Below are 13,156 nucleotides of genomic sequence, written 5' to 3'. Positions count from 1 at the left end.
TATTGCGTCTGCTCTGAGACTACCGCGCAGCGGCCCTGGAGGAAAGTAGTTTGCCTGCTAAGCGGGGAGATGGTGCAAAAAAGAAGCGACGAGAAAGGCGGGCTAAATCACACCCTGTACTAAACATTCTGGCAATTTGCCAGCCAGCTTATACTTTTAATTAAATCAACGGATAACAAAGAGGGACACCTTTTAAGAATTGACGTAAATGGTTTACACTTAACATGTCTCCTTCTCTGGAATGGTGAGTTAAATGCGTCTACTTCTTGCAGTGTTATTTTGTTCTGTCATGTTGCCTTCTGCTTATGCTGAAAAACTGCCTGCGCCGACAGGAAAACCTGTACTGACCATTTCCGGAAAAATCGGGAATACGAACGTCGGTGACAAGGCCGTTTTTGACCTCGCGGCGCTGGAAAAACTGGGGATGAAGACGGTGGAAACCACCACACCCTGGTACACCGGTAAGGTTAGTTTTGAGGGCATTCCCCTTAATAAACTCATGGATTTAGTCGGTGCTAAGGGCAAATCCGCCCGCGTGTTGGCGCTTAACGACTACACCACCATTATTCCGATTGATGATTTTTATAAATTCCCGGTCATTATGGCGTTAAAAATGAACGGCGAATATATGCGTGTTCGCGATAAAGGTCCATTATTTATCGTCTACCCTTACGACAGCAGCGCTGAATTACAAAACCAGATCTATTATTCCCGATCGGCCTGGCAAGTTTCTAAGATTATTATAGAGTAAGGGTTGGATCTTGAATCGAATACTCACGGCTATTATTTTGTCGTTATTTATTGTTACCGGATATATTACTTATCTGGTGCATGAGCGACAGAGTGAGTTGCAAAAATTTACCCGCTATACAGACTCGTGGTCAATGTCGCAGATGGTGTCGGAATATATGCGACTGGAGTCTCGTCTGGCGGGAATGGCGATCGGGGCCGAAGGGGCGGACCACGATGAGGTGCGCCTGCGCCTGGAGATCATGATGAGCCAGATCGAACTCCTGCAGCAGGGCGATCTGGGTAAATTTATTAATAAAAGCGAACAGCGGAAGACGGTGGTCGCGACGCTGATTCGTAATCTTCATCTGCTTGATAAACAAGTTGATACCATGACGCCGGAGCAGGTCAAACAGATCCTGCCGGTGTTGAGTGAACTGGATGGCCCCCTGACCTCAATGGCCGCCGCCACCCTGACGCAAGATATTAATATTGTTAATATCACGCATGATAAAATCCAGCATCTTTATTATATCTATTCGGTGATCTCCATTCTGCTGATCGCCATGTGTATTACTCTCGGTCTGCTGATGCTCCGGCAGAATAATAACCTGCGTCGCGCCCATGTGCGCATGAAGACGCTGGCCAACGATCTGCAGGCCTCGAAAGAGAAGCTGCAGGTGCAGAACCGCCGACTGCAGTACGATGCCTACCATGATTCGCTGACCGGTATGCCGAATCGTCTCTCTTTCTGGCAGCGGCTGCAGGAGATTGTCAACCAGGTGCGTCCCTATCAGGGTTGCGCGGTGGTGATGCTGTTCGACCTCGACAGCTTTAAGGATGTGAACGATACCCTCGGCCATGATGCTGGCGATAAGCTGCTGCAGGATCTGGCCAGCCGTCTCTCTTTTTTCCGCAAAACCTCCGAGACGCTGTATCGCCTTGGCGGCGATGAGTTCGCGATGCTCTCTTACGATCTGACAGAAGAGATGGCTCTCGAGCGCGCCAATGTTATCCGGGAGAAGATCAGCCAGCCCTATCAGATCTACGATGCGCAGATTAATATCGACGCCTGCATCGGGATCGTTATCTCTGACGGCGAAAGCCGGACCGATTATCTGTACAAGTGTGCCGACCTTGCGCTGTACGAGGCAAAAAAAGAGGGTAGCGGTCATGTGCAAATTTTCCGGCCGGGCATGCTGCAGCGCCTGCAGGAGAATAAATCGTTCGAAGATGACCTGCTGCAGGCGCTGGCCCATGACGAATTTAAAGTCTACTACCAGCCGATCGCCGACACCGTCACGCGTGAAATCTACGGCTATGAAGCGCTGGTTCGCTGGTTCCATCCCGTGCGCGGCGCTGTGCCGCCGACGGTGTTTATTCCCGTCGCGGAGAAAATCGGCCTGATCAATACCCTCGGCGAGTGGGTGCTGAAAACCGCCTGCGCCGAAGCGGCCAGTTGGGCGACGCCGCTAAAAGTCTCGGTCAACGTTTCGCCGATTCAACTGATGAACACGTCGTTGACCGATACCATTATCGGCGTGCTGCAGCAGACCGGCCTCGATCCGCGACGCCTGGATCTGGAGATCACCGAGTCGGACGTGTTCAATGAGAATACCCGTTCGCTGGAAATTCTCAGCCAGCTGCGCGAGCAGGGCATTCAGATTTCCATTGATGACTTTGGTACCGGCTATTCTTCTCTGTCGCGTTTAAGCTACTTCCCGTTCGATAAAATCAAAATTGACCGCTCGTTTGTTATCAATATTCCGGAGCAAAAAGACGATTTGGATATCGTTCGCCTGATTATCAGTATGGGAAAGAGTCTGCATATGCGTATTGTGGCGGAAGGCGTGGAAACCGAAGAGCAGTTGACCTCGCTGCAGGCGCTGGGGTGCGACCTGGTCCAGGGGTATTTAATCGGCAAGCCGAGTCCGCTGCGCTAACAAATTTTTAACGCGTTTATTTTTATTCTCCCGGGCGATTTCAGGATCCTGAAATCGCCTTTTTTATTTTACCGCGTCGCTAATCCCTGAGAGGTATAAAAAGGAGTAGACGGTAAAATCAGCAATAAAATAATATCCTTAGCGTTTAAAAGGGGTATATGATATGCATCATATAGGCTATTTCTGACCGTCGGATTTGAGACGGTAAAGTGAGGCACAATCATGCAGCGAATCATTATTCCCACCCATTACGTTCACACCCGCAGCACGCCGCTGTGGACCAAAGAGACCGCCCCGGCCTCTATCTGGCGTCGCCATCTGGATGCTGGCACCCGGCAGGGCGTCTATCCTCGTCTCTCGGTGATGCAGGGGGCGATCCGCTATCTCGGCTATGCCGATGAAACCAGCCCTGATCCTGTTGAAACCCTGACCATTGAAGCCGGGCAGTTTGGCGTTTTTCCGCCGGAGAAATGGCACTGTATTGAGGCGCTCAGCGAGGACACGGTTTTTAATGTCGACTTTTACGTTGATCCGAAAATTCTCATCGAGGGATAACCAGAGATGAACAGTGAAAATAAAGGCTATGCCTTGGCGGTAGAGAACGGCCAGCTTCACGAAAAACGTGAAAAAATATATCTCAAACCGATGGCGCTTTATATTCCGCAGCACGCGGTGGAGGCGGTAAATAGTCTACTGAATGATCTGCCGGGTGGTAACGAAGAAGGGGAGTGGGTGTTAACCGTCACCAATAATAATAACGGCGTCTCGGTTGATAAAACCTTTTCCTCGCTGGCGGCGCTGCGCGACCCGCTCACCGCCGCTGATGCGGTGAAGGATCTGATCAATATCGTTCGCGGCTACGAGTCCGATGAAGAGACCAACGTTTGCGGCTGGTAAGCCCGCTACTCTTCCTCCGGATGGCGACCGTCACCTAATACCATCTGGCCGACCAGCCACTCCCGCAGAGCGATAATATCCGCGCGCTGCGCCGCTGCCTCGGTGGTGACCAGGTAGTAGCAGGCGCCCGGTAATGCACAGCTAAACGGCGCGGACAACACCCCGCGCTGCAGCAGATCCCGCGCCAGCAGTTCGCTGGCGATCACCACCCCCTGGCCGGCCACCGCCGCCTGCAGGGCATGGGTCTCATCGCTAAAGGTTAACCCCGCATCAATATTCAGCGTCGACGGCCCATAGCGGCGGCGCCAGTTCTCCCAGTTTGGCGAGTCGGCCGGCACGCGGCGGTTGGCGACGTGAAACAACGTCACCCGCTGCAGATCTTCATGCCGGGCGAGGCCCAGCGACGGGCTGGCGACCACGATAAAACGATCTTCATACAGCAGCGTGCAGCACAGGTCCGGCTCCGGCGTTTCACGATAGCGAATCGCGGCGTCCACGGTACCCAGTTGCAGATCCACCCGTTCGACGCTGGTGTGCAGACGCAGGTCGATAGCCGGAAAGCGAGCGGTAAAGTCCGCCAGCCGTGGCACCAGCCAGTGGGTGAGAAAATTGGAGGTGGTGGTGACAGTTAAGGATGGCGGCTGACGGGCATGAGCGATCTGGACGACGGCTTGCTCCAGGGCGCTAAAGGCGCGCTGCGTGGCGGCGTAGAGGATCTCGCCATCGGCAGTCAGGCTAACGCCCTGCGCGCTGCGTTCGCACACCCGGCACGCCAGCACCGACTCCAGCAGTTTAATCTGATGGCTGACCGCCGTCGCGCTGACGCCGAGCGCCTCGGCGGCCTGTTTAAAACTGCGGTGGCGGGCGACGGCATGAAAGGCGCGCAGCGCCCCCAGCGGCGGTAGACGGGGTGTTCTCATGGCTGAGTTTTTCTCATCTATAGCTGAAAACTATGCGTTTGTGTAAGGCAATATAGTGGCGCTAGGCTACGGGCATGTAAAGACAGTGGCATGAATTAAATTCATGCTGCTTCGCCTGTCAGGAGTCAATTATGCACGTTGTAAGCCGCTACACCGCCGCGGACGCGGCGGGGATGATCGAGCCGCGTGGCCGCGCCATCGCCCTGAGCGTGGCTTTTGCCGCCGGAGTCTTGCTGTTAAACATGGTTCCCGTTATCGGAGTGACCGGCGCGCTGAGTCTGCTGACGGCGCTAGTCGCCGCCTTCGGCGCCGGGTGGGGATCCACACGCGGGCAGTCCTGGCTTTATCGCTCGCCCCTGGCGGCGACGCGCTGGGCCTTTCTGCTATCAGCGGCCGGCTGGCTGCTGGCGCTGGTGGCCTGGTATGGCGGGCAGGACTGGTCCGCCATGCTGCCGGGCGTGGCGTGCGGCGGGGCGGGGGCGGCTGTCGCCTGGCGAATTGCGGCGGGACGGTCGGCGCAGTGTGGGCCCAGAGTCGATGGCGCAACGCTGCTGAGCGTGGTCGTGGTCATCGTGGCGACGCTGTTGGCCCAACACACTGCCGGGGCCGGGCGCAGCGGCGTGTGCTTCGCCTTCGCCGTGCTGCTGGACCTGTCGCTGCTCGGCGCGCTGATCGTGCGCATCAGGCAGCAGGAGAGTGCAGCGTAAGTGAGTCCGGGAGGCAAATGAAACGAGACGGGGTAACTCACCCGGCGTGGTGACAAATTTCTTCTACACTGTTACAGGCATCACATTCCTGTGCGGTCGGCACTCCTGCCGGCCGCCGTCGGCATTCAGCCCAGGCTCGGGCCTGCAGGCTGGTTATCCTGAAAGAGGAGTCTGTAATATGGCATTTGTCACCACCCAAGACGGCGTCAACATTTACTTCAAAGACTGGGGTCCAAAGGAAGCTCAGCCGATTGTCTTTCATCACGGCTGGCCCCTGAGCGCCGACGACTGGGATAACCAGATGTTGTTTTTCCTTGCCGAAGGTTTCCGGGTCATCGCTATCGACCGTCGGGGTCATGGCCGCTCCGATCAGGTTAGCGAGGGGCACGATATGGACCATTATGCGGCGGACGTTTCGGCGGTAGTGGAACATCTGGATCTGCACAATGCGGTCCACGTCGGGCACTCCACCGGCGGCGGCCAGGTCGCCCGCTACGTCGCCCGCTACGGCCAGCCGCAGGGCCGGGTGGCGAAAGCGGTATTGATCAGCGCCGTCCCGCCGCTGATGGTGAAAACCGAGCAGAATCCGGGCGGTACGCCGATCGAGGTGTTTGACGGTTTCCGCAAAGCGCTGGCGGCGAACCGCGCCCAGTTCTATCTCGACGTCGCCTCTGGCCCGTTCTATGGCTTCAATCGTGACGGAGCTGAAGTGTCGCAGGGGACGATCCAGAACTGGTGGCGACAGGGAATGATCGGCAGCGCCAAGGCCCATTATGAAGGCATCAAGGCGTTTTCAGAGACCGACCAGACGGAAGACCTTAAGTCGATCACCTTGCCGGTGCTGGTGTTGCAGGGGGATGACGACCAGGTGGTTCCCTATAAAAATGCGGCCATCCTGCAGGACAAGCTACTGCCAAACAGCCAGCTGATCATTTATCCTGGCTTCCCGCACGGGATGCACACCACCCACGCCGATACCATCAACGCCGATCTGCTGGCGTTTATCCGCGCCTGATCTTCCCCCTTTGCCGGGCAGAATGCCGTTAATGGCATTCCGCCAGCGCCCTGGCCGCCAGTCGCCGGGGGGCGCTGGTTGACGAGCAGGGGAAATCTGCTTAACTCATGGGATACCTGACGACTATTTTCCCCCTGGCAGGATAAAACGCCGGGTTTCTCTGTAGAAACCCGGCGGAATTCTGCGCAAGAGACAAGAGAGAGACAATGAAATTAGCCGGACTTCATCCCGACGAGCAGCGTCGCTTGCAATCGCTACGCTCTTCCGGGCTGTTGAATAGCGGAAAAGAAGAACGCTTCGATCGCCTGACCAGGCTTGCCCGTTCGCTGTATAACCTGCCGGTGGCGTCCATCAGTCTGGTGGGGGAAGATCTCCTGCATATCAAGTCCTGTGCCGGCCTCGATGTGGACACGGTGCCGAGAGATATTTCATTTTGCGCCCATACCATCCTGCAAACCGACCCGCTTATCGTCAACGACATGCAGCAGGACGAGCGCTTTCACGATAACCCGTTGGTCATTGCGGCGCCGTTTATCCGCTTTTACGCCGGGTATCCAGTGCAACTGCCGGATGGCGCGACCGTCGGATCGTTCTGTCTGATGGATCACCAGCCGCGTTCATTTTCCGCCCATGAAATGCAGATCTTAAGCGATCTGGCGGCGATCGTGGAGGATGAGTTCAAGGTGTTGGATGCGGCAACCTCGGATGAGCTGACGGGACTGTTTAATCGCCGGGGATTCCTCACCCTGGCCGAGTATGCCCTGCTGACGGCCCAGCGCCGCCATGAGCCGGTAAGCCTTGCCTTTGTCGACCTCGATCGCTTCAAGCACATCAACGATACCTGGGGACATGAAGAGGGCGACCGCGCGCTGATCGCCATCGCCGATTTGATGAAAGCGGCCTTCCGTGAGTCCGATATCCTCGCCAGGCAGGGTGGGGACGAATTTATCATTCTGTTCGCCAATACCAGCCGCCACGACGCCGCGACAGCGATGGAGACGCTCAGTCACAACGTGGCCCGTTTCAATCAGCAGGCGGCCAACCCCTGGCAGCTGGCGTTCTCCTGGGGCTGCGTCGAGTACGATCCCGCCAGCCACCCCAGTCTCAACGCGCTGGTGGCCACCGCTGACCGGCTGATGTACCAGGCGAAGCAGAAGCAGGGTCGCGAGCGTCGCTAACCTGGCGTGGAGGTGTTCTGCAGGTACCGCTGCGCCTGCTGCCGCTTCTGCGCATAGCTGCTGAGCAGCGCCTGCTGTGATTTGCCTTCGTTATCGTAAAACAGACCGCCTTCGTCGGCGATAAAGCGATAATGCTGTTCCAGTTGGTTTAGCACCCAGTCGATGCGTTGCAGGGTGAGTAAGGTACACGACTGGCCATGCAGATCGTCTTCGATATCCAGCACGTGGGAGCGGAAAGCCTCCACGGCAAATAACCGGCTCAGCGCGGCTGGGTCCGCCAGCGCCGACGCCCAGCGCGCCGTTATCTGCTGAAAATGGGCCTGCACCTGCGGGGCGGCCCGCCGGGCGCGGAGCCAGGCGAGCTTGCGCTGGTAGCTTTCGAGCGCCAGCCGCTTTAGATCGCGATAGTGCGCCAGCTGCTTCTCCGCGCCGGGAACCTGGGTCATCAGCCAGCTAAAAAAGAAGCGGGTCTCAAAGCGCTCGACAAAGTGAAACAGCGGATCGGCCAGACCGTTGCTGTTGAATTCCCTGAGCGGATCGAAGGGATACATGTAGCCAAAATCGAACAGCCACAACTGCTCCTGACGGTCCACCAGCAGATTTCCACGACAGAGATCCCACTCCATCAGCCCCTGTTCTTCGCAGGCCTCCAGGGTCGTAAATAGCTGGGCGATCAGCGTCGGGGTCAGCTGGTGAATCAGCTCGCCATCGATCCACGGCGAGAGCAGGATGCCGAGGCGATAATCGGCATACAGCGTCGGAACGATGTGGGTGAAGCGCGGGGCGGTGACCGGGTTATCCTTCAGCCGCTGCAACGCCTGCCGGCGCTGCACTTCATTTAAAAACGACAGCTGGCCGTTGAGGTTGGCGACGCCGGCGACGGCGCGTCGTTTTTTTAAATTGTACTCCTTGCCGGCGATGCGCAGCCGGTAAACCTCGCCGGTCAGTCCCGAGCCGTATACCTGCACTACATAGGGTGAATCGGGGCCCAGCGCGGCGAGGGTTTCGGGTGGCAGCGGGCAGTGGCTGACGTCGCCGACGATAAGGGGTTCTCCGCTGCGATCGAACGCCTGCTGTTGCTGTTGTCTGAGGTTCATGGTGCCTCCGGGTATAACGTTAGACAGCGTGGATAATCCACGCTATCTCACCCGCAAACGGCAGAGAATTCATCCTACTGGCGGGGGCTTTTTCAGGCTGAGCTGGGGTATGTTCACGGAGGATACTCGGGGCGTAGGGAGGCGGCAGGGAAGGCATCGCACCTGAGCAAATCTGGCCTTCGCGCTACCCCTGATATCCCTCCGGCGCAACCCGGATACGGAAGCTGCGCCGCATTTTGTTTATCTGATTCGCCATAATCTTTTGAACCACAAAAAACGTTTTCTATCATCGGTCTTCTTACGACGAAATCAGTTCTCGCCTGCACACAATGCTTCCTGACCTGCGAGAAGTATCCGATGTATCAGGATGGTTGCCGTTTTACAGGTCATCACACCGCTGAAAACTGGGATCTGTCCTTCGATGGATGACGGTTTATTACGCTAAGGAAATCACCATGAATCTGATGAGGAATTGTGCACAATCCACCCTGAATGTTATATTAAAATATAATATTCGGAGGTCCTCTATGTACAAAACTCGCCTGAAAAGGGTTGGCGGATCCATCATGCTGGCGGTTCCTCCCGCCGTGCTGAAAGCGCTGGAGCTGTCGACAGACAGCGAAGTGGGTATGACTATAGATAATGGCTGCCTGATTATTGAACCGCAGAAACGGCCCCATTATTCGCTTGAGGAACTGTTGGCGCAGTGTGATCCGCACGCCGAAATGAGCGAAGAGGATCGGGAATGGATTGATGCGCCTGCGGTGGGCAAGGAGATCATGTAAATGGACAGAGGGGAAATCTGGCTTGTTTCACTGGATCCGATTGCTGGCCACGAGCAAAGTGGAAAACGTCCGGTACTCATTGTATCGAAGGCATCGTTTAACAAGCTGACCCGACTACCGGTCGTGGTTCCCGTCACCAGCGGCGGACACTTTGCACGTACAGCAGGTTTCACGGTCTCACTGGAAGAAGCGGGGACCAAAACAACAGGTGTTATTCGCTGCGACCAGCCCAGAACTATCGATATGGCGGCCCGGAACGGCAAGCGTCTGGAACGCATACCTGACGCCGTTATCAATGAGGTGCTTGCCAGGCTGGATGCGATTCTCAGTTAACGTCAGCGACGCAAAAAAGCAAAAAGCCTGCTCGAAAGCAGGCTTTTTAAATGTGGCTCCTCTGACTGGACTCGAACCAGTGACATACGGATTAACAGTCCGCCGTTCTACCGACTGAACTACAGAGGAATCGTGTGGAGTCGTATCTTAGCGGCGAAAAATCTTTTGTCAAACATCAATTCGCCTGTTCAGGTGCAACTGCCGCTTCCATCAACAATTTGTTGTCATTTCCGACAATTATTCAGGAAAAATACTTTGCAGGATATCCATTTCTCAATCATCATTTGAAATGTTGTTTCAACATCTCTCACTAAGGTCTCTCTTGAACGTCACCTCCGCCGTACGCCAGGCTGTCGAACGGACATCCTGGTTTAAAAAACGTCAGCGTTATCGTGTGCTGTACTGGCGCGAAATCAGCCCTCTCGCTGTCCCCATTTTGCTGGAAAATGCCTGTGTGCTGTTGATGGGGGTATTGAGCACCTTCCTTGTCAGCTGGCTGGGAAAAGAGGCCATGGCCGGGGTGGGGCTGGCCGATAGCTTTAACATGGTGATCATGTCGTTCTTTGCCGCCATCGATCTTGGTACCACGGTGGTGGTGGCTTTTAGCCTTGGCAAGCGCGATCGGCGGCGGGCGAGAGCGGCCGCGCGTCAGTCGCTGGCCATTATGACGCTGTTTTCCATTTTACTGGCGGGAGTGATCCATGCCTTTGGTCAGGAGATTATTGATTTTGTTGCCGGTGACGCCACTGCGCAGGTCAAGGCGCTCGCGCTGACCTATCTGGAGCTGACGGCGCTGAGCTATCCGGCGGCGGCGATAGCGCTGATCGGTAGCGGTGCACTGCGCGGCGCCGGAACCACCAAAATCCCGCTGCTGATCAACGGCGGGATGAATATCCTCAACATCTTAATCAGCAGCGTGCTCATCTATGGCATCTTCTCCTGGCCGGGGCTGGGGTTTGTCGGCGCCGGTCTTGGGCTGACCATTGCCCGCTATATTGGCGCCGTGGCGACTATATGGGTGCTGATGGTGGGACTCAATCCGGCGCTGCGGTTGTCGCTGAAGAGCTACTTTAAACCCTTTAACTTCGCCATTATCTGGGAGGTGATGGGGATCGGCATCCCGGCCAGTATCGAATCGGTCCTGTTCAATGGCGGCAAGCTGCTGACCCAGATGTTTGTCGCCGGGATGGGCACCAACGTTATCGCCGGCAACTTTATCGCTTTTTCAGTGGCCTCGCTGATTAACCTGCCGGGCAACGCCCTCGGCTCCGCCTCGACGATCATCACCGGCAAGCGACTGGGGAAAGGGCAGATTGGTCAGGCTGAATTCCAGGCCTGGCACGTGTTCTGGCTGTCGACGATCATTCTGACGCTGATCGCCTGGGGTAGCGCCCCGTTCGCCGGTCTTATTGCCTCGTTCTATACCCATGAAGATGACGTGAAAGAGGTGGTGAAGCAGTTGCTGTGGCTCAACGCCCTGTTTATGCCAATCTGGTCGCTGTCGTGGACCTTACCCTGCGCGTTTAAGGGGGCCCGCGACGTACGCTATACCATGTGGGTGTCGATGCTGGGGATGTGGGGCTGCCGGGTGGTGGCGGGCTATACGCTGGGTATCGTGCTGGGGATGGGCGTGATTGGCGTGTGGTTAGGGATGGTGCTCGACTGGGCGGTGCGCGGCGTACTGTTTTACTTCCGCATGGTGAGCGGTCGCTGGCTGTGGAAGTACCCGCGCGTGAAGGCCACGTCGGAGGAAACCTGAGCCGTTTGCGGGGATGAACGCCATTTTTTGCGCAAAGTGAAGAATAATTCGGCAAACGATTCATTTTATTGAAAACAGGCTTTGACAGCGCCGGGCGTCATCGATAATATGCGCCCCGTTCACACGATTCCTCTGTAGTTCAGTCGGTAGAACGGCGGACTGTTAATCCGTATGTCACTGGTTCGAGTCCAGTCAGAGGAGCCAATTTAAGGGAAGCAGACGTTCACTGACGTCTGCTTTCTGCATTTCTATCAGTTGGTTATCCCTTCTTTCACGTTCACTCTCGTTCACTAAAAACCACTCGAAGCCATACCCATTTGCTGGTAAATATGTTGGTAATGGTAGTTCGATTGCATTTTTACCAACAAACGGGGGATGCCGTTATGCCACTTACTGATACTAAAGTAAAAAACGCCAAGCCCCTTGAAAAGGAATACAAGCTGACCGATGGCTTTGGCATGTTCCTTCGCGTTACCCCGAAGGGTTCCAAATACTGGCAAATGGCTTACCGCTTCGAAGGGAAGCAAAAACTCTTTTCTATTGGTGTTTACCCTGCTGTTTCTCTTTCTGATGCAAGACAACGTCGTGATGAGGCCAGAAGGCTTCTTGCTCAGGGCATTGACCCTAATGCAAAGAAACAAGCAGAGGTTAAAGAACTAAAGGCCAAGCGTGATAAGACACGCACCTTCACTGTGGTGGCTAAAGCTTGGTTCTCCACGAAAACAAAATGGTCTAAAGATTATGGTGATTCCGTATGGAAGCGCCTTGAAACCTATGTCTTCCCGACAATTGGCGATAAAGATGTTGCCGAGCTTGATACGGGTGATCTGCTGGTTCCAGTGAAAAAAGTTGAGGCTCTTGGTTATCTTGAAGTTGCCATGCGCATTCAACAATACATTACGGCGATCCTTCGTCATGCTGTTCAGCAGAAACTCATACGCCATAACCCTGCGTATGATATGGAAGGTGCTGTTCAGAAACCACAGACTGAACACCGCCCTGCACTGGAGCTGGAAGAAATACCCCAACTACTGAAAAAAATTGCCGAATACAAAGGCCGCAGGTTAACCATACTGGCTATTCAGCTCAATCTGATGATTTTCATTCGTTCCAGTGAACTACGTTTTGCTCGCTGGTCTGAAATTGATTTCAAAAGTAAGTTGTGGGTGATACCCGAACAGCGTGAAGCCATTGAAAATGTGAAACATTCGACTCGTGGTGCCAAAATGAAGCGTAAACACTTCGTTCCCCTTTGTAAGCAAGCCATGAAGATACTGAATGAGATCCGACAACTGACTTATGAAGAAGGTCATGATGACGGATTAATTTTTACTGGCTGTTATGACTCATTTAAGCCCATGAGTGAAAACACCATCAACAAAGCTCTACGTAATATGGGATATAACACGAAGCAGGACATCTGTGGACACGGTTTCCGCACACTGGCCTGTAGTGCCTTAATTGAGTCTGGTTTATGGTCAGAAGACGCTGTAGAGCTTCAAATGAGCCATAAGGAAAGCAATAGTGTCCGGGCTGCTTATACCCACAAGGCCAAGCACCTTGACCAGCGCCGACTGATGCTCCAGTGGTGGGCTGACTTCCTTGATGCCAATCGAAACGATATGGTCAGGCCGTTTGAGTTTGCCCAAAGGTGAACATTATGAGTTAGAAAATTACGGCTAACTGTTTGATAACCCATCATATAGCAGCATGTAACCCTTTGTTTTAGATATGTTTGAATAGCCATCACTGGTTGATGGCTATCACTTCATACCGTAAAATGCTTACCAATT

14 protein-coding genes, 2 tRNA genes and 1 pseudogene are annotated in these 13,156 nt (G+C 54.8%); 13 read left to right on the top strand and 4 right to left on the bottom strand.

Features of this window, described 5'->3' with window-relative positions; genetic code table 11:
* Positions 1-253 precede the first annotated feature (253 nt).
* Entirely contained in the window at positions 254-751 is a 498-nt protein-coding gene (locus CWM57_RS09865) for a molybdopterin-dependent oxidoreductase (RefSeq protein ID WP_100675337.1), read from the top strand.
* A gap of 10 nt (positions 752-761) precedes the next feature.
* Complete coding sequence (locus CWM57_RS09860) at positions 762-2,672, top strand: putative bifunctional diguanylate cyclase/phosphodiesterase (RefSeq protein ID WP_012967625.1); 1,911 nt, start codon at positions 762-764, stop codon at positions 2,670-2,672.
* Here the strand turns inward: CWM57_RS09860 and CWM57_RS28030 are convergent.
* Positions 2,669-2,797: pseudogene (locus CWM57_RS28030) on the bottom strand (hypothetical protein). The gene CWM57_RS09860 and the pseudogene CWM57_RS28030 overlap by 4 nt on opposite strands.
* A 97-nt stretch (positions 2,798-2,894) precedes the next feature.
* Between CWM57_RS28030 and CWM57_RS09855 the strand changes: the two are divergent.
* Both CWM57_RS09855 and CWM57_RS09850 read left to right on the top strand, forming a co-directional pair.
* Positions 2,895-3,227 carry a DUF1971 domain-containing protein gene (locus tag CWM57_RS09855; RefSeq protein ID WP_061153971.1) on the top strand — a complete coding sequence of 111 codons (333 nt, stop codon included), beginning with the start codon at positions 2,895-2,897 and terminating at the stop codon, positions 3,225-3,227.
* A gap of 6 nt (positions 3,228-3,233) precedes the next feature.
* A complete protein-coding gene (locus tag CWM57_RS09850) occupies positions 3,234-3,569 on the top strand; it encodes a DUF1869 domain-containing protein (protein ID WP_074385354.1) in 336 nt (111 codons plus the stop codon).
* A 5-nt stretch (positions 3,570-3,574) separates the two neighbouring features.
* Here CWM57_RS09850 and CWM57_RS09845 read toward each other — a convergent pair whose 3' ends face one another.
* Positions 3,575-4,489 (bottom strand): LysR substrate-binding domain-containing protein, encoded by a 915-nt coding sequence (locus CWM57_RS09845; RefSeq protein WP_100675338.1) that lies wholly within the window; start codon positions 4,487-4,489, stop codon positions 3,575-3,577.
* Between the two features lie 131 nt (positions 4,490-4,620).
* On the opposite strand from CWM57_RS09845, the gene CWM57_RS09840 reads away from it, so the two are divergent.
* From CWM57_RS09840 to CWM57_RS09830, 3 genes are all read left to right on the top strand, one after another.
* On the top strand, positions 4,621-5,196 hold the full coding sequence (locus tag CWM57_RS09840; protein ID WP_100675339.1) for a hypothetical protein: 576 nt from the start codon (positions 4,621-4,623) through the stop codon (positions 5,194-5,196).
* A 178-nt stretch (positions 5,197-5,374) separates the two neighbouring features.
* Positions 5,375-6,211, top strand: a complete 837-nt coding sequence (locus CWM57_RS09835) for an alpha/beta fold hydrolase (RefSeq protein ID WP_064323654.1) — start codon at positions 5,375-5,377, stop codon at positions 6,209-6,211.
* 206 nt (positions 6,212-6,417) lie between these two features.
* Positions 6,418-7,389, top strand: a complete 972-nt coding sequence (locus CWM57_RS09830; RefSeq protein ID WP_061153976.1) for a sensor domain-containing diguanylate cyclase — start codon at positions 6,418-6,420, stop codon at positions 7,387-7,389.
* On the opposite strand, the gene CWM57_RS09825 is transcribed toward CWM57_RS09830, so the two are convergent.
* Positions 7,386-8,486, bottom strand: coding sequence for an AarF/UbiB family protein (locus tag CWM57_RS09825; protein ID WP_100675340.1), 1,101 nt, complete (start codon positions 8,484-8,486; stop codon positions 7,386-7,388). The two genes, CWM57_RS09830 and CWM57_RS09825, sit on opposite strands and share 4 nt — an antisense overlap.
* A gap of 527 nt (positions 8,487-9,013) precedes the next feature.
* On the opposite strand from CWM57_RS09825, the gene CWM57_RS09820 reads away from it, so the two are divergent.
* Both CWM57_RS09820 and CWM57_RS09815 read left to right on the top strand, forming a co-directional pair.
* Positions 9,014-9,271 carry an antitoxin gene (locus CWM57_RS09820; RefSeq protein WP_100630806.1) on the top strand — a complete coding sequence of 86 codons (258 nt, stop codon included), beginning with the start codon at positions 9,014-9,016 and terminating at the stop codon, positions 9,269-9,271.
* On the top strand, positions 9,272-9,604 hold the full coding sequence (locus tag CWM57_RS09815) for a type II toxin-antitoxin system PemK/MazF family toxin (RefSeq protein ID WP_074385360.1): 333 nt from the start codon (positions 9,272-9,274) through the stop codon (positions 9,602-9,604). It begins immediately after the preceding gene.
* Positions 9,605-9,657: 53 nt separating this feature from the next.
* On the opposite strand, the gene CWM57_RS09810 is transcribed toward CWM57_RS09815, so the two are convergent.
* A tRNA-Asn gene (locus CWM57_RS09810) sits at positions 9,658-9,733 on the bottom strand.
* A 5-nt stretch (positions 9,734-9,738) separates the two neighbouring features.
* Between CWM57_RS09810 and CWM57_RS28405 the strand changes: the two genes are divergently transcribed.
* The 4 genes from CWM57_RS28405 (at position 9,739) to CWM57_RS09795 (ending at position 13,018) form a co-directional block, all read left to right on the top strand.
* Positions 9,739-9,918 (top strand): DUF5951 family protein, encoded by a 180-nt coding sequence (locus tag CWM57_RS28405; RefSeq protein WP_219163281.1) that lies wholly within the window; start codon positions 9,739-9,741, stop codon positions 9,916-9,918.
* An 8-nt stretch (positions 9,919-9,926) separates the two neighbouring features.
* The gene (locus CWM57_RS09805) at positions 9,927-11,363 is read left to right on the top strand and encodes an EmmdR/YeeO family multidrug/toxin efflux MATE transporter (protein WP_165784170.1); all 1,437 of its coding nucleotides are present in this window, start codon (positions 9,927-9,929) and stop codon (positions 11,361-11,363) included.
* Positions 11,364-11,491: 128 nt separating this feature from the next.
* Positions 11,492-11,567: transfer RNA gene (locus CWM57_RS09800), tRNA-Asn, on the top strand.
* Between the two features lie 179 nt (positions 11,568-11,746).
* The gene (locus CWM57_RS09795; RefSeq protein WP_100675763.1) at positions 11,747-13,018 is read left to right on the top strand and encodes a tyrosine-type recombinase/integrase; all 1,272 of its coding nucleotides are present in this window, start codon (positions 11,747-11,749) and stop codon (positions 13,016-13,018) included.
* The last annotated feature ends 138 nt before the right edge of the window (positions 13,019-13,156 follow it).

The organism is Klebsiella sp. G-Nf4, assembly GCF_002810615.1.
Classification (GTDB): domain Bacteria; phylum Pseudomonadota; class Gammaproteobacteria; order Enterobacterales; family Enterobacteriaceae; genus Klebsiella; species Klebsiella variicola.
This window is presented reverse-complemented; position numbering and strand designations above follow the sequence as displayed.